Origin of the sequence: Frigoribacterium sp. CFBP9029, assembly GCF_034045305.1 — a bacterium.
In the GTDB taxonomy this organism is placed as follows: Bacteria; Actinomycetota; Actinomycetes; order Actinomycetales; family Microbacteriaceae; genus Frigoribacterium.
Genome location: NZ_JAXCWB010000005.1, coordinates 188,318 through 212,778, shown reverse-complemented (window position 1 = coordinate 212,778; position 24,461 = coordinate 188,318). Strand labels below are relative to the sequence as shown.

24 protein-coding genes and 4 tRNA genes are annotated in these 24,461 nt (G+C 71.7%); 9 read left to right on the top strand and 19 right to left on the bottom strand.

What is annotated here, in order from left to right; genetic code table 11:
- Positions 1-81: 81 nt before the first annotated feature.
- Both secE and SOM11_RS09150 read right to left on the bottom strand, forming a co-directional pair.
- Positions 82-363 carry a preprotein translocase subunit SecE gene (gene secE, locus SOM11_RS09155; protein WP_055795792.1) on the bottom strand — a complete coding sequence of 94 codons (282 nt, stop codon included), beginning with the start codon at positions 361-363 and terminating at the stop codon, positions 82-84.
- Positions 364-461: 98 nt separating this feature from the next.
- Positions 462-534: transfer RNA gene (locus SOM11_RS09150), tRNA-Trp, on the bottom strand.
- 152 nt (positions 535-686) lie between these two features.
- On the opposite strand from SOM11_RS09150, the gene SOM11_RS09145 reads away from it, so the two are divergent.
- The 5 genes from SOM11_RS09145 (at position 687) to SOM11_RS09125 (ending at position 5,682) form a co-directional block, all read left to right on the top strand.
- Positions 687-1,889, top strand: a complete 1,203-nt coding sequence (locus SOM11_RS09145; protein ID WP_320477841.1) for a pyridoxal phosphate-dependent aminotransferase — start codon at positions 687-689, stop codon at positions 1,887-1,889.
- A gap of 95 nt (positions 1,890-1,984) precedes the next feature.
- On the top strand, positions 1,985-2,905 hold the full coding sequence (locus tag SOM11_RS09140) for an ABC transporter ATP-binding protein (protein ID WP_320477840.1): 921 nt from the start codon (positions 1,985-1,987) through the stop codon (positions 2,903-2,905).
- Complete coding sequence (locus SOM11_RS09135) at positions 2,902-3,711, top strand: ABC transporter permease (RefSeq protein WP_320477839.1); 810 nt, start codon at positions 2,902-2,904, stop codon at positions 3,709-3,711. The genes SOM11_RS09140 and SOM11_RS09135 overlap by 4 nt, the downstream gene beginning before the upstream one ends.
- Before the next feature lie 49 nt (positions 3,712-3,760).
- The gene (locus SOM11_RS09130) at positions 3,761-5,026 is read left to right on the top strand and encodes a sensor histidine kinase (RefSeq protein ID WP_243214579.1); all 1,266 of its coding nucleotides are present in this window, start codon (positions 3,761-3,763) and stop codon (positions 5,024-5,026) included.
- Between the two features lie 2 nt (positions 5,027-5,028).
- Complete coding sequence (locus SOM11_RS09125) at positions 5,029-5,682, top strand: response regulator (RefSeq protein ID WP_243214601.1); 654 nt, start codon at positions 5,029-5,031, stop codon at positions 5,680-5,682.
- On the opposite strand, the gene SOM11_RS09120 is transcribed toward SOM11_RS09125, so the two are convergent.
- From SOM11_RS09120 to SOM11_RS09110, 3 genes are read right to left on the bottom strand one after another with little or no spacing between them, the layout of a single operon-like run.
- Positions 5,679-6,770, bottom strand: a complete 1,092-nt coding sequence (locus SOM11_RS09120; RefSeq protein WP_320477838.1) for a UDP-N-acetylmuramate dehydrogenase — start codon at positions 6,768-6,770, stop codon at positions 5,679-5,681. The genes SOM11_RS09125 and SOM11_RS09120 overlap by 4 nt on opposite strands.
- Positions 6,767-7,198, bottom strand: coding sequence for a MaoC/PaaZ C-terminal domain-containing protein (locus SOM11_RS09115; RefSeq protein ID WP_320477837.1), 432 nt, complete (start codon positions 7,196-7,198; stop codon positions 6,767-6,769). Before SOM11_RS09115 ends, SOM11_RS09120 begins: the two co-directional genes overlap by 4 nt.
- Positions 7,195-7,656 (bottom strand): FAS1-like dehydratase domain-containing protein, encoded by a 462-nt coding sequence (locus tag SOM11_RS09110; RefSeq protein ID WP_192058784.1) that lies wholly within the window; start codon positions 7,654-7,656, stop codon positions 7,195-7,197. Before SOM11_RS09110 ends, SOM11_RS09115 begins: the two co-directional genes overlap by 4 nt.
- 220 nt (positions 7,657-7,876) lie before the next feature.
- On the opposite strand from SOM11_RS09110, the gene SOM11_RS09105 reads away from it, so the two are divergent.
- Positions 7,877-8,086 carry a DUF3072 domain-containing protein gene (locus SOM11_RS09105; protein WP_192059271.1) on the top strand — a complete coding sequence of 70 codons (210 nt, stop codon included), beginning with the start codon at positions 7,877-7,879 and terminating at the stop codon, positions 8,084-8,086.
- 222 nt (positions 8,087-8,308) lie between these two features.
- Complete coding sequence (locus SOM11_RS09100; protein ID WP_320477836.1) at positions 8,309-9,163, top strand: UbiA family prenyltransferase; 855 nt, start codon at positions 8,309-8,311, stop codon at positions 9,161-9,163.
- A 50-nt stretch (positions 9,164-9,213) separates the two neighbouring features.
- Here the strand turns inward: SOM11_RS09100 and SOM11_RS09095 are convergent, their stop codons facing one another.
- The 5 genes from SOM11_RS09095 to SOM11_RS09075 form a co-directional block, all read right to left on the bottom strand.
- Positions 9,214-10,371, bottom strand: a complete 1,158-nt coding sequence (locus SOM11_RS09095; protein WP_320477835.1) for an NAD(P)/FAD-dependent oxidoreductase — start codon at positions 10,369-10,371, stop codon at positions 9,214-9,216.
- Positions 10,368-11,177 (bottom strand): class I SAM-dependent methyltransferase, encoded by an 810-nt coding sequence (locus tag SOM11_RS09090; RefSeq protein ID WP_320477834.1) that lies wholly within the window; start codon positions 11,175-11,177, stop codon positions 10,368-10,370. Before SOM11_RS09090 ends, SOM11_RS09095 begins: the two co-directional genes overlap by 4 nt.
- Complete coding sequence (locus tag SOM11_RS09085) at positions 11,174-12,424, bottom strand: type III polyketide synthase (protein WP_320477833.1); 1,251 nt, start codon at positions 12,422-12,424, stop codon at positions 11,174-11,176. The genes SOM11_RS09090 and SOM11_RS09085 overlap by 4 nt, the downstream gene beginning before the upstream one ends.
- A gap of 98 nt (positions 12,425-12,522) precedes the next feature.
- Positions 12,523-12,596 (bottom strand) — tRNA-Met (locus SOM11_RS09080).
- Between the two features lie 51 nt (positions 12,597-12,647).
- Positions 12,648-12,719: transfer RNA gene (locus tag SOM11_RS09075), tRNA-Thr, on the bottom strand.
- A gap of 138 nt (positions 12,720-12,857) precedes the next feature.
- Between SOM11_RS09075 and SOM11_RS09070 the strand changes: the two genes are divergently transcribed.
- Complete coding sequence (locus SOM11_RS09070) at positions 12,858-13,400, top strand: 2'-5' RNA ligase family protein (RefSeq protein WP_320477832.1); 543 nt, start codon at positions 12,858-12,860, stop codon at positions 13,398-13,400.
- A 14-nt stretch (positions 13,401-13,414) separates the two neighbouring features.
- Here SOM11_RS09070 and SOM11_RS09065 read toward each other — a convergent pair whose 3' ends face one another.
- A complete protein-coding gene (locus SOM11_RS09065; protein WP_192058789.1) occupies positions 13,415-14,401 on the bottom strand; it encodes an aldo/keto reductase in 987 nt (328 codons plus the stop codon).
- 77 nt (positions 14,402-14,478) lie between these two features.
- On the opposite strand from SOM11_RS09065, the gene SOM11_RS09060 reads away from it, so the two are divergent.
- Positions 14,479-16,230 carry a glycoside hydrolase family 13 protein gene (locus tag SOM11_RS09060; protein WP_320477831.1) on the top strand — a complete coding sequence of 584 codons (1,752 nt, stop codon included), beginning with the start codon at positions 14,479-14,481 and terminating at the stop codon, positions 16,228-16,230.
- 139 nt (positions 16,231-16,369) lie between these two features.
- Here SOM11_RS09060 and SOM11_RS09055 read toward each other — a convergent pair whose 3' ends face one another.
- From SOM11_RS09055 to ubiE, 8 genes are all read right to left on the bottom strand, one after another.
- On the bottom strand, positions 16,370-17,704 hold the full coding sequence (locus SOM11_RS09055) for a M23 family metallopeptidase (RefSeq protein WP_320477830.1): 1,335 nt from the start codon (positions 17,702-17,704) through the stop codon (positions 16,370-16,372).
- 154 nt (positions 17,705-17,858) lie between these two features.
- Positions 17,859-18,707 (bottom strand): inositol monophosphatase family protein, encoded by an 849-nt coding sequence (locus SOM11_RS09050; protein ID WP_320477860.1) that lies wholly within the window; start codon positions 18,705-18,707, stop codon positions 17,859-17,861.
- Between the two features lie 111 nt (positions 18,708-18,818).
- Positions 18,819-18,900, bottom strand: a tRNA-Tyr gene (locus tag SOM11_RS09045).
- Positions 18,901-19,011: 111 nt separating this feature from the next.
- Complete coding sequence (gene cls / locus SOM11_RS09040; RefSeq protein ID WP_320477829.1) at positions 19,012-20,478, bottom strand: cardiolipin synthase; 1,467 nt, start codon at positions 20,476-20,478, stop codon at positions 19,012-19,014.
- Positions 20,479-20,481: 3 nt separating this feature from the next.
- Positions 20,482-20,970: a YajQ family cyclic di-GMP-binding protein gene (locus SOM11_RS09035; RefSeq protein WP_192058798.1), complete on the bottom strand. Its 489-nt coding sequence runs from the start codon at positions 20,968-20,970 to the stop codon at positions 20,482-20,484.
- A gap of 113 nt (positions 20,971-21,083) precedes the next feature.
- A complete protein-coding gene (locus SOM11_RS09030) occupies positions 21,084-22,460 on the bottom strand; it encodes an FAD-dependent oxidoreductase (protein WP_192058800.1) in 1,377 nt (458 codons plus the stop codon).
- 86 nt (positions 22,461-22,546) lie between these two features.
- Positions 22,547-23,665 (bottom strand): polyprenyl synthetase family protein, encoded by a 1,119-nt coding sequence (locus SOM11_RS09025; protein ID WP_192058802.1) that lies wholly within the window; start codon positions 23,663-23,665, stop codon positions 22,547-22,549.
- Positions 23,662-24,399 (bottom strand): bifunctional demethylmenaquinone methyltransferase/2-methoxy-6-polyprenyl-1,4-benzoquinol methylase UbiE, encoded by a 738-nt coding sequence (gene ubiE / locus SOM11_RS09020; RefSeq protein WP_243215408.1) that lies wholly within the window; start codon positions 24,397-24,399, stop codon positions 23,662-23,664. Before ubiE ends, SOM11_RS09025 begins: the two co-directional genes overlap by 4 nt.
- Positions 24,400-24,461 lie beyond the last annotated feature (62 nt).

Genomic DNA, 24,461 nt, shown 5'->3' with positions numbered 1-24,461 from the left:
TCTACTTCCGTTCGTGGGGTTCGGATCGGCTGGCCGTCGGGCGGGGCCGGATCGCGTGTGGCGTCAGGAGCGACGCCGGACTCAGCTGCCGGTGGGGCCGTTGCCGAAGACGTAGCCGACGACGATGCCGAACACCGTGTCGAGACCGCTGACCAGCGCCATCATGATGACGACGAAGACGAGCACGACGCCCGTGTAGCTGAACAGCTCTTTGCGGGTCGGGGTGACGACCTTCTTGAGCTCGTTGATCACCTGCCGGATGAACAGGGCGATCCGGGCGAAGGGACCGCGACGTGCCGCGGTGTCTTTCTTCGCCTTGTCGACGACGTCCTCGCTGGGAACGTCAACGTCTTTTCTCGCCACTGTGGGTACCTTCCGAGCTCGGCCCGCAGGCCTGTGTCCGTGATTCGGACCGTCGCGCTGAAACCTGCTGGATCAGTCGCGACGGCCCGACCGGGCTGCAGGGCGGACAGGACTCGAACCTGCAACCTGCGGTTTTGGAGACCGCTGCTCTACCAATTGAGCCACCGCCCTTCGGTGTCGATGCCAAGCCCCCACCACCTGAACAACGGCGATGAGCGACGCCGTGAGGCGCGCAAAAGCTTGGCGATCATCGACCGCCTCGACAAGTGTAGGCGACCGCCCGGGCCGGTGTAAAGCCGAGGCCGCGGGCTAGGCTGGCGGGCGTGACCACGCCAGCGCGCCGCCTCTCGTCCCGCATCGCCTCCATCGCCGAGTCCGCGACCCTGAAGGTCGACGCCAAGGCGAAGTCCCTCGTCGCCGCAGGGCGTCCGATCATCAGCTACGGCCCGGGCGAGCCCGACTTCGCCACCCCCGACCACATCGTCGAGGCGGCGGCGGCGGCGGTTCGCGACCCCCGCAACCACCGGTACTCGGCGGCCGCCGGTCTGCCCGAGCTGCGCGAGGCCATCGTCGCCAAGACGCTCCGCGACAGCGGCACGACGGTCACGACCTCGCAGGTGATCGTCACCAACGGCGGCAAGCAGGCCGTCTACCAGGCGTTCCAGGCGCTTCTCGACGAAGGCGACGAGGTCCTGCTGCCCGCCCCGTACTGGACGACCTACCCCGAGGCCATCGCCCTCGCCGGCGGGGTGCCGGTCGAGGTCTTCGCGGGGGCCGACCAGGGTTACAAGGTGACCGTCGACCAGCTCGAGGCCGCCCGCACCGAGCAGACCAAGGTGCTGCTGTTCTGCTCGCCGTCGAACCCCACGGGGGCCGTCTACTCCCCCGCCGAGGTCGAGGCCGTCGGCCGCTGGGCCCTCGAGCACGGCGTCTGGGTCGTCACCGACGAGATCTACCAGAACCTCACCTACGACGGGGTCGTCGCGACCTCGATCACGCAGGCCGTCCCCGAGCTGGCCGACCAGACGATCCTCGTCAACGGCGTCGCGAAGACCTACGCCATGACCGGCTGGCGGGTCGGCTGGATGATCGGCCCGACCGACGTGATCGCCGGTGCCGCGAATCTGCAGTCGCACCTGACCTCGAACGTGTCGAACGTGTCTCAGCGCGCCGCGATCGCCGCACTGACCGGCTCGCAGAGCGCGGTCGAGGCGATGCGCGCCTCCTTCGACGCCCGTCGCGCGACGATCGTGCGCGAGCTGAACGCCATCGAGGGCGTCGTCACCCCGACCCCCGAGGGCGCCTTCTACGTCTACCCCGACGTCACCGGTCTGCTCGGCCGCGACTGGAACGGCGTCACGCCCACCACCTCGCTCGAGCTCGCGGACCTCATCCTCGAGCAGGCCGACGTCGCCGTGGTGCCCGGCGAGGCGTTCGGGCCGAGCGGCTACCTGCGGCTGTCGTACGCGCTCGGCGACGACGAGCTGCTCGAAGGCGTCCGACGCCTGCAGCGCCTCTTCGCCTAGCACGGCGCCGACCGACCAGGGGTCGTCCGATCGGACGACCCCTGGTCGTCCGATCCGCCCTGGTGCGCCGGTCGTCGACGGCGCACTCTGGTGACATGACCCCAGAACCCGTCGTGCGTGTGCGCGACCTCACGAAGAGCTACGGCGCGACCAGGGCCCTGCAGGGCGTCTCGTTCGACGTCGAACCGGGCGAGACCCTCGGGCTGCTCGGCCCGAACGGCGCCGGCAAGTCGACCACCATCGAGATCCTCGAGGGCTACCGGGACCGCACCGGCGGCGACGTCTCGGTGCTCGGCGTCGATCCGCGCCACGGGGGGCTCGACTGGAAGGCCCGGCTCGGCATCGTGCTCCAGAGCTCGGGCGACCAGGGCACCGCGACCGTCCGCGAGCAGATCGCGCACTTCGCGGGCTTCTACCCCCGGCCCCGCGACGTCGACGAGGTGCTCGTCGCAGTCGGGTTGGAGCACAAGGCCGACGCCCGCATCCGCTCGCTGTCGGGCGGGCAGCGTCGACGCGTCGACGTCGCCCTCGGGGTCGTCGGCCGACCCGAGCTGCTGTTCCTCGACGAGCCGACCACCGGTTTCGACCCCGAGGCCCGGCGTCAGTTCTGGCAGCTCATCCGCTCGCTGTCCTCCGACGGCACGAGCATCGTCCTGACGACCCACTACCTCGACGAGGCGGCCCAGCTGAGCGACCGGGTCGCCGTGGTGACCGGCGGCCGGCTGGTCGCCCTCGGGCGACCGGACGAGCTCGGCGACGAGGAGGCGCGCACGCCCCGGGTGAGCTGGCTCGACGACGACGGACGGCACGAGGTCCGCACCACCGAGCCGGGCGCTCTGGTCGCCCGCCTGCACGCCGACGGCGGCGAGCCCCGGTCGCTCGAGGTGATCCGGCCGTCGTTGGAGGACGTCTATCTCGACCTGGTGGCGCGAGCGGAGCAGGAGGCCGGGGGCGTAGAGGAGGCGCGGGGCGCGACCGACGGACACCGCGCCTCCTCGGCGGGGGTGACGTCGTGAGGACCCTCGCGCTCGGCACCAGCCGCACGCGCTACGAGGTGCGCGCCTACTTCCGAGCCGGCGACACCGTGTTCTTCACGTTCCTGTTCCCGATCGTGATGCTGGCGATCTTCTCGACCGCCTTCAGCGCGTCGGGGTCGTTCGGCACCCGGGCCGACGGCAGCGAGGTCGGCGCCGCGGCGTTCTACCTGCCCGGCATGATCGCGGCGGGCATCCTGCTGTCGGGCGTGCAGAATCTCGCGGTCGACATCGCCCTCGAACGCGGCGACGGCACCCTCAAGCGCCTGGCGGGCACGCCTCTGCCGGTCGCCTCGTACTTCGTCGGCAAGCTGGGCCAGGTGCTCGTCACGAGCCTGCTGCAGGTCGCCCTGCTCGTGCTCGTCGCCCGCCTGCTGTTCGGCGTACCGCTGCCCGCCGACGCCTCGTCGTGGGCGACCTTCGCCTGGGTGTACCTGCTGGGCATCGCCACGTCGGCGCTCGTCGGCATCGCTCTGTCGCGGGTGCCCCGCAGCGGCAAGAGCGCCACGGCGGTGATCGTGCCGATCACCCTCGTGCTGCAGTTCATCTCGGGCGTGTACCTGCCCTTCACCCAGCTGCCCGAGTGGCTGCAGAGCGTGGCGTCGGTGTTCCCGCTGAAATGGCTGGCCCAGGGCATGCGCAGCGTGTTCCTGCCCGACACGTTCGCGGCGGCCGAGGCCGGCGGCTCGTGGGACCTCCCGGGGGTCGCGCTCTGGCTGGCCGTCTGGCTCGTGGCCGGCGCCGCGGCCTCGGTGCTGACCTTCCGCTGGATCAGGAAGGACACGTGACGGGTGCCGGGGTGACCGGGCCGGTGTGGCGGGCGCTAGCGTGACGGGCATGGACAGAGGCCGCAGCGACGCCGAGCAGGCCGCCCCGGCGGGCACCGCGATCTCGATGCGGTGGTGGGACGCGGGCCTGGGTCTCACCGTGGTCGTCCTGGCCGTGCTCGGCTCGTCGTCGGACCGGCCGACGGGGGCGTCCCTCGCGGTCGTGGCGGGGCTCGTGGTCGTCTGGGTCGCCGTCGTCCGCCCGGTGATCCGCCGCGACGACGGGCTGCTGTCGCGATCGGCGGTCGTCGCGGCCTCGGCCGTCGTCGCGGTCGGCGGGGCGGCCGTCGCCACCACGCCCGGGTTCGCCGCCGTGCAGGCGTTCCTCATGCCGACCCTGTGGACCCTCATGCCGACGATCCGTTCGGCGATCACGGCGAACGTCGCACTCTGCCTGGCGATCTCGACCGGCTTCGTGATCAGTCTCGGCTGGTCGCCCGAGACGCTGGCGACCGTGGTGACCAGCGAGGCCCTCTCGCTCGTCTTCAGCATCGCGCTCGGCCTCTGGATCACCACCATCGCCCGGGTCGGGATCGAGCGCGGCCGCCTGCTCGACGAGCTGCGCGAGGCCCAGGCCGAGCTGGCGGCGCGCAACCGCGACATCGGCGGCAGCACGGAGCGCGAGCGGCTCGCCCGCGAGATCCACGACACCATCGCGCAGAGTCTCACCGGCGTCGTCATGCTGACTCAGCGCACGCGCCGCACGCTCGCCGAGGGCGATGTCGACGGGGCGCTCGACCGGCTGACCACGATCGAGTCGGCGGCGCGGGAGGCGCTCACCGAGGCGCGCACGCTCGTCGCGGCCACCGCCTCCTCGGGGCTGACCGGTCACGACGTCGCCGCAGCCGTCGAACGCGTCGCCGAGAGGTTCCGACGCGAGAGCGGCGTCGACGTCTCGGTGCGGGTCGAGGCGGTCGACCTGCCGCGCGACCTGCAGGTCGTGCTGATCAGGGTCGTGCAGGAGGCGCTGGCCAACATCCGCAAGCACAGTGCGTCGCCCACGGCTCGGGTCGTGCTCTCCGCCCGGCGCGGCACGGCGGAGCTGAGCGTCGCCGACGACGGGCGCGGCTTCGACCCCGAGTCGCCCTCCACCGGCTTCGGGCTGCCCGGTCTGCGCGAGCGCATCGCACTCGCCGGCGGATCGTTCTCGATCGCCAGCAGCCCCTCGGGCACGACCATCACGTGCGGGCTGCCGCTCGAGGGGGCCGCGGCCGCCCCGGCGTCGCCCCCGGCGGTCGACGCTCGGCCCGCCTTCGCCGGGGAGGTCCCGTCGTGACGGTGTTCCGGACGCTGGTCGCCGACGACCATCCGATCGTCCGCCAGGGCGTCGCGGCCCTGCTGGGGGCGACCGACGACTTCGACGTCGTCGGACAGGCGAGCGACGGGCTCGAGGCCGTGGCCCTCGCCGCCGCTCTGCAGCCCGATCTGGTCGTCATGGACCTCCGCATGCCGGGCCTCGACGGCGTCGCCGCGACGGAGGCCGTGCTGGCGGCGAGACCGACCACGCGCGTGGTCGTGCTGACCACCTACGAGACCGACGACCACCTGCTCTCGGCGATCGAGGCGGGTGCGAGCGGCTATCTGCTGAAGGCGTCTCCGGAGGACGAGCTGCTCGCCGGGCTGCGTGCCGTCGTCGCCGGTCAGGTCGCCTTGGCGCCGGCGCTGGCCGCGCGTCTCGTGGGGTCGGCCCGCCGAGGGCCCACGTCGGGCGACGGGGACGACAACCCGCTCAGCCCCCGCGAGACCGAGGTGCTGACCCTGGTCGCGGCGGGCTGCTCGAACCCCGAGATCGCCCGACGGCTGTTCATCGGCGAGCCCACCGTCAAGACGCACCTGGTGCACGTCTTCGGCAAGCTCGGCGTCGGCGATCGCACCCGCGCCGTGACCCTGGCCATCGAGCGGGGCTACCTGCCGAGCGACCGGCGGGGCTAGATCGCGAGGCCGAGGAGCACGGGCTCGGGGTGCAGCACGACTCCGAACTCGGCCGTCACCCGCTGCTGGACGAACCGTGCGAGCTCGACGACCTCGTCGCCCGTCGCCGCGCCCCGGTTCGTGATCGCCAGCGTGTGCTTCGACGAGATGGCGGCTCCGGAGCCCGGGAGGCGGAAGCCGCGACCGATGCCGGCGTTCTCGATCAGCCAGGCGGCGCTGAGCTTGACCGCCCCCGTGCGTGCCGGCGGCGGCGCGGCCGGCTCTTCACCGAGGGGCACGACGCGGGGCTCGGCGTCGGGTTCGAGTCGCCATCGCGGAGCGTCGGCAGGCAGCTCGGCCGCGACGGCCCGCGAGACGATCGGGTTCGTGAAGAAGGAGCCGCTCGAGGCGGTGTCGCGATCGGTCGCGTCGAGCACCATGCCCTTGGCGGCACGCAGCGCCAGGACGCTGGCCCGTACGTCGGCGACGGACACCCGGGCGCCGAGCTCGACCCCGAGGGCCTTGGCGAGCTGCGGGTAGGCGACCTGCTCGCTGACGCCGCCCTCGTCGACGAGGGCGAACTCGACGGCGGTGACGACACCGCGTCGCCCCTTCTTGAAGACGCTCGTGCGGTAGCCGAGCTCGAGATTGGCGGCCGGGATGCGCACGAACTCGCCGGATCCGTCGTCGAGGAAGTCGACGGCGACCAGGGTCGATGCGACCTCCTGGCCGTAGGCGCCGATGTTCTGGATCGGCGACGCCCCGGTCGAGCCGGGGATGCCGCTCAGGGCCTCGAGACCCGACAGCCCCTGGTCGACGGTGGCGGCGACGAGATCGTCCCACGGTTCGCCGGCGGCCACGCGGAGGTGCACGAGGCCGTCGTCGGAGGCCACCCGGTCGACGCCCCGCGTCGCGACACGGACGACCGTGCCGTCGAACGGCTGGTCGGAGGCGACGGTGTTCGACCCGCCGCCGAGCACGAACCACGGCTCGCCGTCGGCCGACGCGTCTCGCACGGCGGCGAGGAGCTCGTCGGTGGTGGTGGCCTCGACCAGGCGAGCGGGGGTGCCGCCCACCTGCATCGTGGTGAGCTCGGCGAGGGTCGTCACGCCAGCGTCACCACGACCTGGGCCTTGCCCAGGACGGTCTTGTCGGCGTAGGTCACGGTGAGGTCGACGCGCGCGGTGCCCTCCGCCTCGTCGAGGCGGGCGATGGTCGCGGTGACTGCGATCTCGGCGCCGACGACCGGGTCGACGACGACGGGGCGCGTGAAGCGCACCTGGTACCCGCTGACCCAGCCGAGCACCCCGGCGTCGTCGCCCGAGCCCTCGAGCCACTCGACGACGGGTTGGACGGCGGTGCCCATGGTGAGCATGCCGTGGGCGAGCACGCCCGGCAGCCCGACCGACGCGGCGACGTCGTCGCGGTAGTGGATCGGGTTGAAGTCACCCGACGCCCCGGCGTACCGCACCAGGGTGTCGCGGGTGAGGAGGTACCTCTTGTCGGCGACGACCTGGCCGACCGCGAGCCCGCTCACGAGTCGGACCCGTCGTCTTCGGGGCGGACGACGAGCGTCGACACGGCGGTGACGACGTGAGCGCCGTCGGCGTCGACCATGTCGGACGACGCGGTGACCATCGAGTTGCCACCCAGCGTCTTCACGCCGGTGACCGTGAGGGTCGCCGTCAGCTCGTCGCCGGCGACGATCGGCCGGGAGAGCGAGAAGCTCTGCTCGCCGTGCACCACCCGCGAGAAGTCGATGCCCGCGTCGGGCTCGGCGAGCAGCTGGGCCAGCGTGGCCTCTTGGACGACGACGGCGAAGGTGGGCGGTGCCACGACGTCGGCGTGACCGGCGGCGCGGGCGGCCTCGACGTCGAGCGACAGCGGACTCGTCGAGCCGGTGGCCCGGGCGAATTCGCGCACTTTCTCTCGGCCCACCAGGTACGGCGGCGCCGGCGGGAAGACCCGCCCTGACAACTCGGGATTCACAGACACGCCGACGAGTCTAGCGAGCGGGGTACGCGAGCGGGCCGGTGTCGGTGGCACGGCGTACGGTCGCGTCATGAGCGACTCCAACATCGATCCCGACATCACCCCCGTCGATCCCGCTGCGCCCGAGGGCGACGAGACCACGGCCGACAGCACCACGACGACCCCCGGCGGCGAGACCCTCGGCGGTCAGGCCCCGAGCGGCGGCGCCCCCGCCGGCGAGACCCTGGGCGGCGAGCGCCCCGACGCCTCGAACACCGCCTCGAAAGACCCCGAGCAGTGGGTCACGGGCGACGAGCCGATCACCGGCCCGCAGAAGAGCTACCTCGACACCCTCGCCCGCGAGGCCGGAGAAGAGCTGCCCGCCGACATGACTAAGGCCGAGGCGAGCGAGCACATCGACCGTCTGCAGCAGAAGACGGGGCGCGGCGCCTGAGTCGGCGCGGTCCGGGTCTGTTCACGGCGACCGGGTCGACGTATGCTCGACCCACGTCTGGGATGGTAACTCGGCGCAGGTGTCCTCTCTCGGTCTGGAGCTGGTTCTGATCCGCTCGCTCCCGCGGCCGGTGGGCACCGGATCACGTGCCCGGGCCTTCCACGGTCCGGGCACGCTTTTCCGTCTCGTCCGCTTACTTCCCACAGCGACGGGAGCCGGCAGGTGACGCTCCTCGGCGCCGTCTGGCGCTCGTCGCACCCCGGGCCGACCCTGATGGTCACCGTGCTGACCGTCGTGCTCGGCATCGCCGTCGGTCTCCCGCCCATCAGACTCGCCGTCGTCGCCCTCGCGGTGCTGGCCGGCCAGCTGACGATCGGGCTGTCGAACGACCTCCTCGACGCCGAGCGCGATCGTGCTGTCGGGCGACTCGACAAGCCGATCGCCCAGGGGCTGGTCTCCGCGCGTGCGGTCATGACCGTCGCCGTGGTGTGCGCCGTCGTCGCGTTCGTCCTGCCCTTCATCCTCGGCGTCGGCACGGGCGTGGCCCACGCCGTCCTGGTCGCCTCGGGTCTCGCCTACAACGCCGGGCTCAAGTCCACCGTGGCGTCGGTCGTCCCCTTCGTCGTCAGCTTCGGCGTGCTGCCCGCGGTCGTCACGCTCGCCGCGGCGCCGCCGACGCCGCCCGCCGTCTGGGCCCTCGGCGTCGGTGCCGTGTTCGGCGTCGCCATCCACTTCACGAACGTCCTGCCCGATCTCGGCGACGACGCCCGTACCGGCGTCGTGGGGCTGCCGCACCGACTGGGTCGGCTCCGCGCGGGGCTCGTGGCGTTCGGCGCGCTCGGCACGGCGGCGGGTCTCGCGCTCGTCGGGCAACTCACGACCGGCGGCACGACCGAGCGGCCGTCCGCGATGTTCGCGGTGGCCGGGGCCGCGGTCGTCGTCGCCCTCGCCGTCGTCGGTGCGATCGCGGTCGTGCGAGGGCGCTCGTCGCGACTGCTGTTCCGACTGATCATGCTCGCGGCGCTCGTGCTCGTCGCGCAGCTCGCCACGAGCGGCGCGGCGCTCACCGCCGGCTGACACGGGCGCCACGGTGTCGCGGCCGACCGAAGTCGACGGATGAGCCCGGGTCAGGCGAACCGCATCGAGTAGGTGGCGGCCAGCAGCCGTGCGGTCGGCCGGGCGAGAGCGACACGGAGCCCGTTCTGACGGACCGCCGAGGCGACCGGTCCGCACGGGCGGCCGAGCACGGTGTTCAGCTGCGCCTGACGGGCTGCACGCCGGGCCGACCGACCCCGCGCCTCCTCGTATCGGGCGAACGCCTGAGGGTCGAGGCGACGCCCACCGGCCCGACGGAGGGCCTGTCGGACCACCGGGACGACCGCCTGCGCGTCGAGCCAGCCGAGGTTCATCCCCTGACCGCCGATCGGGCTGATCTGATGGGCCGCGTCGCCGAGCAGGACGACGCGCCCGGCCACGGTCGAGGTCGCCAGCCGGGTCCGCACCGAGAACGCGCTGGTCATCGTGCTGGTCGCCGCGTCGAGCGGGAGGCCGGTCCGCTCCGTCACGAGTCGCACGACGGTCTCGGCCGTCACGTTCTCGGCCGGAGCGTCCGTGGCGACGACGAACCGGCGCACGCCTCCCGGCAGCGGGAACGACTCGACGACCCCGGCGCGCTCGACCGAGACGACGGCCCGGTCGCCGTCGCCCGTGTCGTCTCGGACGTCCGCCATCGCGTAGTGGTCGCCGCGCTCGACGACGGGGGCGGAGATGCCCAGGAGGCGCCGGACGGTGCTGCGGGCGCCGTCGGCCGCCAGCACGAATCGAGCCGCGATCTCGACCGGACCGTCGGGGCCGACCCCGTGCAGCACGACGTGCTCGGAGCTCTGCTCGAGCGATCGCAGCTCGACGCCGCGCCGGAGCGACCCCGGCGCCGCAGATTCGAGCCGGGCCCTCAGCAGCCGCTCGGTCTCGGACTGCGGTCGCGCCGCGACGAACGGGTACCGGCTGTCGGCCTTCCCGAAACCCAGCCGGCCGAGGGTGCGGCCCGAACCCCGCGCCTCGGCATCGGTGATGCGGACCGCGCCGGCGACGATCTCGTCCGCCAGATCGACGGCCTCGAACGCCCGGAGCGACGGCGGATGGATCCCGATCGCCCGAGACAGCTCAGGAGGCGCGGCGCGGCGCTCCCAGACCGCCACGTCGACCCCCTGCCGTGCCAGCAGCAGCGCGGCGAAGACCCCCACCGAGCCGCCGCCCACCACGACGACGTCGTGCATCCGCATCATGCGCGGCCTCCTCCCGGGAGGCGACCCGCCTGCGGGGCCCCGGCCGCCGTCGACTCCGACACCGCGCCTCCTCGGCCCGGGGCGGGCGTCTCGTGCAGGAGCCACAGGCGGAACGGCTCGCGCCCGACGACCCGCCACCCGGGAGGGGCCACGGCGCGCAGCTCGTCGACCCGGAAGCTCCGCCGGATCGATCGCAGGCCGTCGACCCGGACGAACGACCGGCGGTCGAGCACCAGGCTGCCGAGCCAGTAGCCCAGGTACGCGAGGCGGGCCCGCCGGATGTCGCTGTGCACCACGAGCCGGTCGGCCAGGCGCTCGCTGTCGGCGAGCACGGACTCGCGAGCCTCGTCGTCGAGGTGATGCAGCACGTGATTGGAGATCACCACGTCGAACGTCTCGCCCGCAGCCACGAGCTCGCCGCTCGACACGCAGCGGTACTCGACGCCGGGCTCGGGTCGACGGGACGCCCATGCGTGGGCCCGCTCGTCGGGGTCGACCGCCACGACCTGCAGCCGCAGACCGTCGCGTCGGGCGCGTCGGACCAGCCACCGTGCGACGTCTCCGCCGCCCGAGCCGACATCGAGCACCCGCAGCGTCCGCTCAGCCGACAGCAGGGGACGCAGCAGCTCGCGGTAGACCCGCCCCCACCCCGCGACGACGCCGTTGACGAGCGGGAACGCCGCGTACGTGCGCTCGAGGCGGTCGAGGTCGCACGCGGGGTCGTCCATCAGCTCGACGAGCCCGACGTCCCGGCGGCTCAGGTCGACGCGCCGGTCGCCCCGGACCGCCTCCGCCGCTCGGCTCACGACGCGACCCGGCTGCGGAACGAACCCGTCTCGACCGTCAGCCCGGGTCCGAACGCCATCGCGACGATCCTCTGGGGCCGAGGAGGCGCGGTGGACGACCACGCGCCTCCTCCGCTCTCGAGGGCTTCGCGCAGCACGAAGAGCACCGTCGCGCTCGACATGTTGCCCGAGTCGCGCAGCACCCGGCGCGACGCCGCGATCTGGGCGTCGTCGAGGCCGAGTCGGCTCTGCACCCGGTCGACGATGCTGCGGCCGCCGGGATGCACGGCCCAGAGATCGACGTCGGCGGCGCTCAGGCCGTCGACCCAGAGTGCCGCGAGGGCCTCGTCGACGTGCTCCTCGACGATGTGCGGGACGTAGCTGCTCAGCACCATGTCGAAGCCGCTGTCGCCGATGCTCCAGGCCATGTCGCCCTCGCCGACCGGCGTCAGCACCGTCTCGAGGGCCTCGACGTCGAGCACCCGGCTGCCGGCCGGTGCGGGTCGGGCCGTGACGATCACGGCGGCGGCTCCGTCGGCGAAGACGGACGACGCGACGATCGCGTCGGGGTCGGACGAGCTGCGGAGGTGCAGCGTGCACAGCTCGGCGCAGACGACCAGCACGACGGCGTCGGGGTCGGCCAGGCACGTGTCGCGGGCCGAGCGGATCGCGGGGAACGCCCCGTAGCAGCCCATGAAGCCGATGTGCAGCCGCCGGGTCGACGGCGCGAGCCCGAGCGCCCGGACGAGCAGGTAGTCGGGCCCCGGGGCGAAGAACCCGGTGCACGAGACCGTGACGACGTGCGTGACGTCGGCGGCGGTGATCCCGTCGGCGCGATCGAGCGCATCGCGCGCGGCCGCCTCGAAGAGGGCCGGGCTGCGCTCGACGTAGACGTCGTTGCGGGCCCCGGTGCCGGGGTCGAGGATCAGGCCGGTCTCGGGGTCGAGGAAGACGGGCGGGGTCGCGGTGCCTTCGGCGTCGATCGCGTCGGTCGCGGTCGCGGTCACGTCGGGCGCGGTCGCGGTCACGTCGGGCGCGGTCGCGTCGCTCGCGGTCGCGTCGGGCACGGCCACACCGAGCTCGTCGATGACCGTGTGCCGCGTGTCGATGGCGGCGGCGTCGAAGACGGAGCCCACCAGCCGGGTCGCCAGCCGGCTCAACCCGGGTTGCGAGCGGAAGACGTCGCGGATGTGGTCTTGACGGATGACGGTGTCGGGAACGGCGGTGCCGATGCTGCGGATGCTGACGGGGTCGGCGAGAGCGGACATACGTCATGCTATGCCGCCGCCGCTGGCACACGACCGGTGAAGGCCGGGCGGGTCGACACCGCATGACGGGAGAAGGCCCTCCGAAGAGGGCCTTGCGGTAGCGAGGGCGGGACTCGAACCCGCGACACCACGATTATGAGCCGTGTGCTCTAACCAACTGAGCTACCCCGCCGCAGGCTGTGAACCCCGTCGGATCGCTCAGCGACGGGATGGTGACAGCCGGAGCCCCGAGTCAGGTTTGAACTGACGACCCCTTCCTTACCATGGAAGTGCTCTACCACTGAGCTATCGGGGCGTGACCACCAGGTCGCGAACTGCTCGCGGCCGATTGGCACCAGGCAATGTTAGCAGAGCCGGAGGGGTGCTGATGCCACCTCGCACGAGTGCGACTGCGGGTGCGGCGACGGGTGCGGCGGCGGAGCAGACTCGGAGGGTGCACAGCATCGAACTGCTCCTCGACGAGACGACCGACCGCGCCGTCCGCGACTCGTGGCAGGTGCTGGCCGACGCCGGTCTGCCCTCGCTCGCGCACCACTCGGGGGCGACCAACGCACCGCACATCTCCGTCTCGGTGGCGGCCGGGTTCGACGACCGGGCCGACCCGCGCCTCCGGCGGATCGCCTCGGCGCTGCCCCTGCCGGTCGCGTTCGCCGGCCTGATCGTCTTCGGCCGACCCCCGCGGGGGCTGGTGCTCGCCCGGGCAATCGTGCCGACCGCCGATCTGCTCGATCTGCACCGCGACGTGCACGAGAGCGTAGGAGGCGCGGCGCCGGTCGACCACGCCACCCCCGGTCGCTGGATGCCTCACCTCACGCTCGCCTCGCGGCTGTCCCCCGACCAGCTCGCGCGGGCCGTCGAGGTCCTCTCCGAGGCGGAGGAGGCGGAGGAGGCGACGGACGCCGGGCGGGTCTCCACCAGCCGTCTCGTGTCGATGCGGCGATGGGACTCGGACGCGAAGGTCGTCGTCGGGCTCTGACCCGGGAACCGGTCTCAGGTCGAGGGGATCGGCGTCGACGCGGCCTCGAGCGTCTCGAGGTCGTGGTCGGAGAACTCCACGTGGGCCGCGTCGAGCAGACCTTCGAGCTGGATCGTCGTCCGGGCGCTCGCCAGGGCTCCGATGACGTTCTGCCGCGTGGCCAGCCACGCGATGGCGACGGCGCCGGGTACGACCCGCTGCCGCTCGGCGATGTCGGCCAGAACCTCCACGATGGCGAGGTTCTGTGGGGTCACGTAGCTGAGCGCGCGATTGCCCCTCGGCGAGTCGCCTCGACCGGCGTCGCCGCGGTACTTGCCGGTGAGGAACCCGCTGGCCAACGAGGAGTGCGGGAGGACGGCGAGACCGAAGTGGTCGACGAGCGGCTGGACGTCGCTCTCGTAGTCCGCCCGGCGGACGAGGTTGTAGGCGGCCTGGACCGCCGCGAACGGATGCAGGCCGTCCCGATCGGCGATCGCGAGCGCCTGGCGGAGGCGCGCGCCGGTGTAGTTCGACGCGGCGGGGTGGCGGATCTTGCCCTCGTCGACGAGCTCGCTGAGGGCGCCGACGGTCTCGTCGAGAGGGGTCTCGTCGTCGTCGAAATGGGTGAAGTAGTAGTCGATGTAGTCGGTGCGCAGACGACGGAGCGAGGCGTCGACGGCCATCCGGATGCTCGTGCGCGTCAGACCCGGAGCCTCGGGATGCTGGCCGCACTTGGTGCTCAGCACGACCCGCTCGCGGTTGCCGGGTCGGGCGATCCACCGCCCGATGATCGTCTCGGACTCGCCGCCGACGTTGCCCGGCAGCCAGGCGGAGTAGACGTCGGCCGTGTCGATGATGCGTCCGCCGTCTCCGACGAACACGTCGAGCACCTCGAACGCGGTGGGTGCGCCCACCGTCCAGCCGAAGACGTTCGTGCCGAGGGCGAGCGGGAAGGGCGTCTCGTCGGGCTGCGAGGCCGCGGGCGACGGCTCGACGGTCGGAGGGACACTCTGAGGGGTCACGGTCGGCGCCAATCGTGGTCGGGTGGTGATTGCACGCTAGCGGATGGCGGGTCGAGGCCCTGCCGTATCGTGGCCTCATGTCCTCAGCAGAGCCCACGGGCGACACACTCGACGCCCCCGCAGACTCCGAGACCGACACGCCGACCGCACTCGACGAGGCCCCCGCCGCCTCGTCCGAGAAGGGCGGCGAATGGTGGCGCTCCGCCGTCATCTACCAGGTCTACCCCCGATCGTTCGCCGACTCCGACGGCGACGGCGTCGGCGATCTGCCCGGCATCACCTCGCGACTCGGCGACCTCGCCGACCTCGGGGTCGACGCCGTCTGGCTGTCGCCGTTCTACCGGTCGCCCCAGCGCGACGCCGGTTACGACGTGGCCGACTACCGCGACGTCGACCCCCTGTTCGGCACGCTCGCCGACTTCGACGCCCTGCGCGCACGCGCCACCGACCTCGGCCTCCGGGTGATCGTCGACGTCGTGCCCAACCACACCTCGTCCGAGCACGCCTGGTTCCAGGCGGCGCTGGCGGCCGAGCCGGGCTCGGTCGAGCGAGGGCACTACCTGTTCCGCGACGGCCGCGGCGTCGACGGCGAGCTCCCCCCGAACAACTGGGAGTCGATCTTCGGCGGGCCGGCCTGGACGCGGATCACCGAGGCCGACGGAACGGCCGGTCAGTGGTACCTCCACCTCTTCGATTCGTCGCAACCCGACCTCGACTGGACCGACCCCTGGGTGCGCGAGCAGTTCGTCGACGTGCTGCGCTTCTGGCTCGACCGCGGCGTCGACGGATTCCGGGTCGACGTCGCCCACGGCATGATCAAGGCCGAGGGCCTGCCCGACTACACGCCCCCCGCCGACTCGGGCAGCATGGGCGGCGGTCAGGGCGACTCCGCTCCCCCGCCCTACTGGGGCCAGGACGGCGTGCACGAGATCTACCGCTCGTGGCGGAAGGTGCTCGACGAGTACGAGGGCGATCGCGTGCTCGTGGCCGAGGCCTGGGTCGAGCCTCTCTCACGACTGGCCGAGTGGGTCCGCCCCGACGAGATGCACCAGGCCTTCAACTTCTCGTATCTCGAGACGGGCTGGTCGGCGAGCGAGATCCGCCGCGTCGTCGACTCCTCGATCGAGGTGTTCTCGAGCGTGGGGGCCCCGAGCACCTGGGTGCTGAGCAACCACGACGTCGTCCGGCACGCGAGTCGCCTCGCCCTCACCGCCGAGAACCCCCAGGGCCACGGCATCGGCCCGCGCAGCGCCGGGCTCCCGATCCCCGAGCTCGGTCTCGCCAGGGCCCGGGCCGCGACGGCCGTCATGCTGGCCCTGCCGGGCAGCGCGTACCTCTACCAGGGTGAGGAGCTGGGCCTCCCCGAGGCCATCGACCTCCCCGACGAGAGCCGACAGGATCCGACCTGGTTCCGCACGGGCGGAGAACGATACGGGCGAGACGGATGCCGCGTGCCGCTGCCCTGGGAGTCCGCGGCGCCGGCCTTCGGGTTCAACTCGACCGGCGCCTCCTGGTTGCCCCAGCCGAGCGACTGGTCGACCTACGCCCGCGACGAGCAGACCGGCGTGACGGGCTCGACCCTCGAGCTGTACCGCCTGGCGCTCCGGCTGCGCTCGGAGATCGGCCTCGGCACGTCGGACCTCGTCTGGCTCGACGACTACTCGGACGAGGTCGTGGCGTTCCGCAGCGCGGGCGTGACGGTTCTCGCCAACCTGGGCGAGGTGGCCGTCGAGCTGCCCCTCGGCGACGTGCTGCTGTCGACGATGAGCCTCGACGGACCGGCCCTGCCGCCGAACGCCGCGGTGTGGCTGCGCGAGACCGACGTGTGATCCTGACGCGCTGAACGACGAGACCCCCGGGCGGACTGCCCGGGGGTCTTCTCGTGGTGCCGTTCCTCGCCGCGCCGCTCGACCGGCCTGCTTCGGCTCGTGCCGGCCTACCGGCCTGCGTCGGCTCGTGCCGGTCGGATCAGTTGGTGTTGGCGGTCAGCCAGGGGTACGGGTCGACGGGCACGCCGTTGAGGTGGATCTCGAAGTGCAGGTGGGCGCCGGTGCTGTTGCCGGTGCTGCCGACGGCGCCGATGATCTGACCGACGGTGACCGTGTCTCCGACCGAGACCTCGACCGAGCCGGACTGCATGTGCGAGTACGTCGACGTGACCTTCTGGCCGTCGACGACGTGCTCGATCTCGACGTGGTTGCCGAAGGCGCCCGACGGACCGGTGACGGCGCTGACGGTGCCGTCGGCGATCGCCTGGATCGGCGAGCCCGCACCCGGGATGAAGTCGAGACCCTGGTGGAAGGTGGAGCAGAAGCTGCAGTTGCTGACCTGACGCGCGCCGAAGCCGCTGCTGATCGGCACACCGGTCTGGAAGGGCCACTGGACGGTGCCGGCGACATCGTTCGTGAACGTGCTCGAGCTGGTCGAGGCGTACTCGTTGACCACGATCGTGCTGACCGAGTAGCCGTCGCGCGAGACGCTGGCCTCGGGGGCGGCGCCGGCGGCGACGAAGCTCTGAGCACCTGCGGCCTTCTTGGCCGCGGTCAGCTCAGGGGTGTCGACGAAGAAGGCGTTGGCCGGCACCGAGGTCGCCACGAGCATCGCGCTCGCGAACAGCATGGCGCCGACGACGGTCACGCGCTGCGAGGTGCGCGAGAACGACGAGCCGCGGGAGGCGGTGGTCGCGGATGCTGCCGACGTGCGGGCCGAGGAGGCGCGGCTCGAGGACGTGCTGCGCGCTGCGGTGCTGCGGGCGGCGCCGCTGCGACCTGCTGCGCTGCCGGAGCTGCGGGCGGGGCCGGTGCGACGCCCGGTGGCTGCCGCGCCGACGGCGGGAGTCGCTGCGGTGGACGAGACGGTGCGAGGCGAGCGCTTGCGAGCCGAGGCGGCGGCTGCGGCCTCGGCAGCGCGACGGGCCCGACGCGAGTCGGGGGCCGGGACGGTGGCGGCGTCGTTCGTGACGATGGACGCCGACTCGCCCTCGAGGACGACGGGTGCGACGTCAGGCGCTGCGACGACGGGCGACGAGATGCCGGTTGCGGCGGCGGTGCCCCGTTCGACGCCGACGCCGACGGCGGCCGCGGACGATGCGAGGCGGGCCGTCTCGGACTCGTCGGCGATGGTCGGTGCGGCGAGGGCCGCGGCGGCACGCTCGGCCTCGCGGAGCTCACGGCGCGTCGCGAAGGTCGGGATGGTGATGCTCGCCGTCGGGGCGTCCGAGACGGTGACCAGAAGATCGTTCTCTGCTCGAAGCGACGGGGTTCCGTCGCCGGCGGGCTCGGAGATGTTCTGGTATTTCGACACGTCTGATGGATCCTCGGGGTTGTCGGGACGGAGAGGCGGGTGCTCCCTCTTCTTCTCGGCCGCTACCCCGTAGAACATGTCACGGAAAAGTAACGAACCAGTCCAGGGTAGCCGAACGGTGAACGAATGGCTAGCCGCGCCCGGTGTCCGACGATCAGAAACCGGCGTCGGCGAGGGCGTCGCGGAACGCGTCGGAGATGCTGGGCGCCGCCGCGACCGTCAGCCGCTCATCGGCCGGGGCGTCGCCCTCGCCGCCCACGACGGCCCCCGCCTCGGCCGCGACGAGCGCGCCCGCCGCGTGATCCCACGGCTTCAATCCTCGTTCGGCGTAGGCGTCGAGACGTCCGTCGGCGACCGCGCAGAGATCGAGCGATGCCGCCCCCATGCGACGGATGTCGCGGACGCTCCCGATGAACCGGCCGAGCACGGCGGCCTGCTCGACCCGCCTGTCGGCGTCGTACGAGAAGCCGGTCCCCACGAGCGACTGGGACAAGGAGGAGGGGGTCGAGACCGTGAGGCGACGACCCGACGACCACGCGCCTCCTCCCCTCGATGCCTCGAAGGTCTCACCGGCGAGCGGATTCACGACGCAGGCGGCGAGGGCACGCCACGAGCTCGGATCGGGGCCGTGCTCGACGACCGCGACGCTGACCGCCCACTGCGGGATCCCGTAGAGGAAGTTCACCGTGCCGTCGATCGGGTCCACCACCCAGGTCAGCCCGGTGCGGGAGTCGTCGGGCTCGCCCTCCTCGCCGAAGAACCCGTCGCCCGGGCGCTCGCGCGCGAGCCGCGCACGGATGAACTCCTCGACCTCGCGGTCGGTGTGCGTGACCACGTCGACGAGGCTGCTCTTCGTCGCGGCGACCTCGACGCCCTCGGAGCGGCGTCGGGCGGCGAGCGCCGCGGCGTCGGTGGCGACCGAGCGGGCCACGTCGAGGAGGGCGGACACGGCCTGGCCGTCGAACCCGGACTCCCCGAGCCCTGGCCGCTCGGAGTCGGGCATGTCGCGCTCGGGATTCTCGGGCACGGTGCCTCCTGAGGGGGGTCGAGTCGTGAAACACGAACGGACTCGAGTGATCGAGTCCGTTCGAGGTGTTGCTCGGTGTTCCGTGTGTGGCAAGTGAGGGATTCGAACCCCCGAATGCTGAGCAGTCTGATTTACAGTCAGATCCCTTTGGCCGCTTGGGTAACTTGCCATGCACACCCAGCCCGTGTGTTCACCGACCGGAGGCGCCAGACAAATATACAGCCTTTCGACCCTCCCGTGGACCACCCGCCGCTCCCCCGCGCCGGCGCGGGGGCGTGGGCTACTGCACGGCGGAGGTGAGACGGGCGACGTTGTCGAGCACCTTCGACCGGAACGGCCGGGCCAGCCATTCGTCGAGGAGGAGCTCGTGGCTCGCCTCGCGGTACTCCTGCTCGACCTCGCGCAGCTGGCGCACGAAGCGCCTCCCTCGGATCATGACCGAGATCTCGAGGTTGAGACTGAACGAGCGCATGTCCATGTTGCTCGAGCCGACCACCGCCACCTCGTCGTCGATCGTGACGTGCTTCGCGTGCAGCACCGTCGGCGAGCGGTAGAGGAAGATTCGCACCCCGGCACGCAGCAGCGCCTCGTAGTACGAGCGCTGCGCGTGGTAGACGACCGGCTGGTCGCCGATCTCGCTGACGAAGAGCTGCACGTCGAGCCCGCGCTGCGCGGCCGTCGTGACCGCGTAGAGCATCGACTCGTCGGGCACGAAGTACGGGCTCGTGAGGATGATGCGGTCTTGCGCGCTGTAGAGCAGCGAGTTGAACAGCCGCAGGTTGTTCTCGCCCTCGAAGCCGGGGCCGCTCGGCACGACCTGGCAGTCGATCGTCTCGACCGAGTCGGCGACGTGCACCGGGTCGGTCTCACGCAGCAGCAGCTCGTCGGTCTCGCTGTACCAGTCGGTGACGAAGAGGGCGTTGATGCCGGCGACGATCGGCCCGTCGAACCGCACCATGAAGTCTTTCCAGGTGAGGCCGCGACGGCGGTTCTTCCGCCGCTGGTAGCCGCGCTCGATCATGTTCTGCGAGCCGGTGAAGGCGACCGTGCCGTCGATCACGAGCAGCTTGCGGTGGTTGCGGAGATCGGGCCGCTGGTACCTGCCCTTGAACGGCTGCACGGGCAGCATCAGTCGCCACTCGACCCCGATGCGGTCGAGGCGTCGACGCGTCTTGCGGTAGCCCGGGTACCCGCGACTGGCGATGTGATCCATCAGCAGCCGCACGGTGACACCGCGACGCCGGGCGTTCTCGAGGGCGACGAAGAACGGCTCGGTCGTCGCGTCCAGACTCGTGATGTAGAACTCGGCGTGCACCCAACGCTCGGCGTCGTCGACGGCGGCCACCATCGCGTCGATCGAGGCCTGGTAGTCGGAGTGCAGCTCGGCCGTGTTGCCGCCGACGAGGGGCATCGCGCCGAGCGTGCGGTTCAGCTCGACGATGGTGTCGAGCCAGGCGGGCCAGGGGTGGTCTCGCTTGACCCGCTCGATGCCCTCGGTGGTCTCGACGATGTACTTGTTGATCTCCGCCTGCTTCTCACGGCGACGCCGCGGCAGACGCCTGCTGCCGATGAGGAGGAAGAGGACGAACCCGACGTACGGGATCAGGAAGATCGCGAGGAGCCACGCGGTGGCCGTCTGCGGCCTCCGGTTGATCGGCACGTAGACGATCGCGAACACGCGGATCGCGATGTCGACGACGATGCCGATCACGGCGAGGGTGGGGGCCACCCACGTGGGTATCTCCATCGACTACCTGAAGTTGACGAACTGCAGATCGACCTCGAGGTCGGCCTTCTTCAGCAGAGCCATGGTGGCCTGCAGGTCGTCGCGGCTCTTCGACTGCACGCGCAGCTCGTCGCCCTGGATCTGGCTCTTGACGCTCTTCGGCGCCTCGTCGCGGATGATCTTGCCGATCTTCTTCGCCTGGTCCTGCTCGATGCCCTCTTTGAGCGCGGCCTCGATGCGGTACTCCTTGCCGCTGGCGAACGGCTCGCCCGCGTCGAGGTGCTTGAGGCTGATGCTGCGCTTGATGAACTTCGACTCGAGCACGTCGAGCACGGCCTTGACCCGCTCTTCGGTGTTCGCCTTCAGCAGCAGCTTCTCGCCGCTGTAATCGACGGACGCGCCCACGCCCTTGAAGTCGTAGCGCTGCTCGATCTCCTTCTGCGCCTGATGGAGGGCGTTGTCGACCTCCATCTTGTCGACCTTGCTGACCACGTCGAAAGAACTATCTGCCATGCCGGACAGCCTAGCGACACCCTCCGACGGTGGTCCCGCCGGACGCACCACGGGCCGCCCGCGGCCAGCACGGTCGCAGGGCGGCCCGGACGTGCGGACTCAGGAGGCGCGGGTCAGGCGGTCTGCCCGGCCTCGGCGCGCGAGACGCGCACCATCTCGTCGCGGGGGACGACCTTGACGCGGACCCGCTCGTGCTCGTGGGCGGCCCCGAGCGCCTGCTCGTGCTCGTCGAGGCGGTGCCAGCCCTCGAGGTCGGTGTAGGCGACGCCGCGCTCGGCGAGCAGCGCGGGGACGGCCTCGGGGTCGGTCTCGGCGGGCTGCCACCAGCTGGCCTGGTCGTTGATGACGTGCGAGACGGTCTCCATCGCGTCGCTCTTCGTGTGACCGATGAGGCCGACGGGGCCGCGCTTGATCCAGCCGGTGGCGTAGACGCCGGGGACGATCTGGTTGTCGTCGTCCATCACCTGGCCCTCATGGTTCGGGATGACGCCGCGGCGCTCGTCGAACGGGATGCCGTCGAGCGGCGAGCCGAAGTAGCCCACGGCCCGGTAGACCGCCTGCACGGGGACGTCGCGCACCTCGCCGGTGCCCTCGACGCCACCCTGGCCGTCGGGCCGGGTCCGCTCGTAGCGGAACGCCGAGACGCGCCCCTGCTCGTCGCCGACGATCTCGACGGGCTTGGCGTAGAAGTGCAGGTGCAGACGACGCGAGGCCTCGCCGACCTCGCGCTGACGCCACTGGTTCAGCACCTTGTCCATCACGAAGACCTGCTTGTTGGTCGCGATGGCCGTCTTCGACGCCTCGTCGTGGTCGAAGTCCTCGTCGTAGACGATCATGTCGACGTCGCGGAGCTCGCCGAGCTCGCGCAGCTCGAGCGGCGTGAACTTGACCTGCGCAGGGCCGCGCCGCCCGAAGACGTGCACGTCGGTGACGGGCGAGGCCTTGAGCACCTCGTAGACGTTGTCGGGGATCTCCGTCGGCAGGAGGTCGTCGGCGTGCTTCGCGAGGATGCGCGAGACGTCGAGCGCGACGTTGCCGACGCCCACGACCGCGACGGAGGAGGCGTCGAGCGGCCAGGTGCGGGGGACGTCGGGGTGACCGTCGAACCAGCTGACGAAGTCGGCGGCGCCGTAGCTGCCCTCGAGCTCGATGCCGGGCACGTCGAGATCGGCGTCGCGGATGGCACCGGTCGAGAAGACGACGGCGTTGTAGTGCTTCTTCAGGTCGTCGAGGGTGATGTCGACGCCGTAGCGCACGTTGCCGAAGACGCGGATGTCGCCGCTGTCGAGCACGTCGCGCAGGGCGTTGACGATGCCCTTGATGCGCGGGTGGTCGGGCGCGACCCCGTACCGGACGAGGCCGTAGGGCGCGGGCAGCTGCTCGAACAGGTCGATCTGGACGTCGAAGCCCTTGGGCGCCTTGAGCAGGATGTCGGCTGCGTAGATGCCGGCTGGTCCGGCTCCGACGATGGCCAGTCGCAAGGTGGTCACGGTGTTCTCTCTCTCGCTGAGGGGCTCGGCGATGCGAGCGGGTTGACGGTGATGCGTGATTCGGGGACGAGGAGGGGCGGCGCCGGTCAGGCGGACCGCTCGACCACTCGATCGGCGAAGCGGGTCAGGGCCTTCTTCACCGGGCCGGAGGGCAGCGGGGCGAGGGCGTCGAGCGCCTCGCGCGCCCACCGGTGGGCCTCGAGGCGGGTGCGCTCGGTGACGTCGTGCTCGCGCAGACGCCGGACCACGTCGGCGAACTCGTCGTCGAGGGTGGTCTCGGCGGCGTTGCGCGCGGACTCGTCGATCTCGGCCCCGTCGACGTCGCCGTGGGTCGCCTCGACGATGCGGTCGATCTCGGACAGCAGCGCCGAGGCCTCGAGGTCGGTGCGGGCGAGCTCGCGCAGATAGAGCACGGGGAGCGTGACGACACCGGCGCGAAGGTCGGTGCCGGCCTTCTTGCCCGTCTCGGCGGGCTGGTCGGAGAGGTCGATGACGTCGTCGATCAGCTGGAAGGCGATGCCGATCTTCTCGCCGAACTCGGCGACGGGCGCGAGGTACTCGCGCGGTGCGCCGCTGAACATGACGCCGGCGCGGGCCGCCGTCGAGATGAGCGAGCCGGTCTTGTCGGCGAGCACGTCGATGTAGTGGGCGATCGGATCGTCGCCTTCGCGGGGCCCGATCGTCTCGTGCAGCTGACCGAGGCAGAGCCGCTCGAACGTCTCGGCCTGCAGCAGGATCGCCTCCTGGCCGAGACCGGAGACGATGGTGCTGGCCCGGGCGAAGAGCAGGTCTCCGCTGAGGATGGCGACGTTGTTGCCCCATACGGCCTGCGCGCTCGGCACCCCGCGGCGCATCTGCGCCTCGTCCATGACGTCGTCGTGGTACAGGGACGCGAGATGCGTGATCTCGGTGGCCTGGGCCGAGGCGACGATGCCGGGCGTCGCGCCGTCGCCCAGCTGGGCGATGAGGAGGGTCAGGGTCGGACGCACCCGCTTGCCGCCCGCGGCGAGCAGGTAGCGGGTGGTCGCGTCGGCGATCTCGTCGGCGAAGGCGATCTCGCGGAGCAGACCCTCTTCGACGAGCTCGAGCCCGCTGTCGACGGCCGCGACGAAGCGCCGCTCGGCCGGTGTCGCGAAGAGCTTCTCGCCGAGCCCGAGCGAGGTGCCGAGGCTGTTGCGGTGGGTCGTCGGCCCACCCGCGCTCACGAGGTCGCCCGCTTCTTCGAGGAGGCGCGGGTCGACGGAGCGGACGGCTTGCGACCGCGGTGCAGCGCGACGATGCCGAACGACAGGTTGCGGTAGGCGACGCGGCTGAAGCCCGCACCGCGCAGCCACTGGCTGAGCACCTGCTGGTCGGGCCACTGGGCGATCGAATCGGCGAGGTAGGTGTAGGCCGGGCCGTTGCTGCTGGCGAAGCGCGCGATGAACGGCATGCCGAAGCGGAGGTAGGCGCGGTAGGCGGCGCGCAGCAGACCGAAGGGCGGTGTCGAGAACTCGCAGACGACGAGGCGGCCGCCGGGCTTGAGGACCCGGTTCATCTCGGCGAGCGCCACCTGGGGGCGGTTGACGTTGCGGAGGCCGAACGAGATGGTCACGGCGTCGAAGGTCGCGTCGTCGAAGGGCAGCTTCTCGGCGTCGCCCTCGATGAACTCGATCTCGGGGTGGCGCTTCCGCCCCACCTCGACCATGCCGTGGCTGAAGTCGAGGGCGACGACCTCGGCACCGCGCTTGGCGATGGCCGCCGAGCTGGTGCCCGTGCCCGCTGCGATGTCGAGGACCCTGTCGGCGGGGCCCGCCCCGATGGCCTTCACGGTGGCCACGCGCCAGAGGACGGCGTTGCCGGCCGACAGCACGTCGTTGGTGCGGTCGTAGTTCGCGGCGACGCCGTCGAACATCGACGCGACCTCTGCGGGTTGCTTGTTCATGTCGGCCTTGGTCACGAGGAGCGATCCTACCGGCACCTCCGGTGCATAGCCCGAGTGTGAAGCACGCTCCGCGAGTA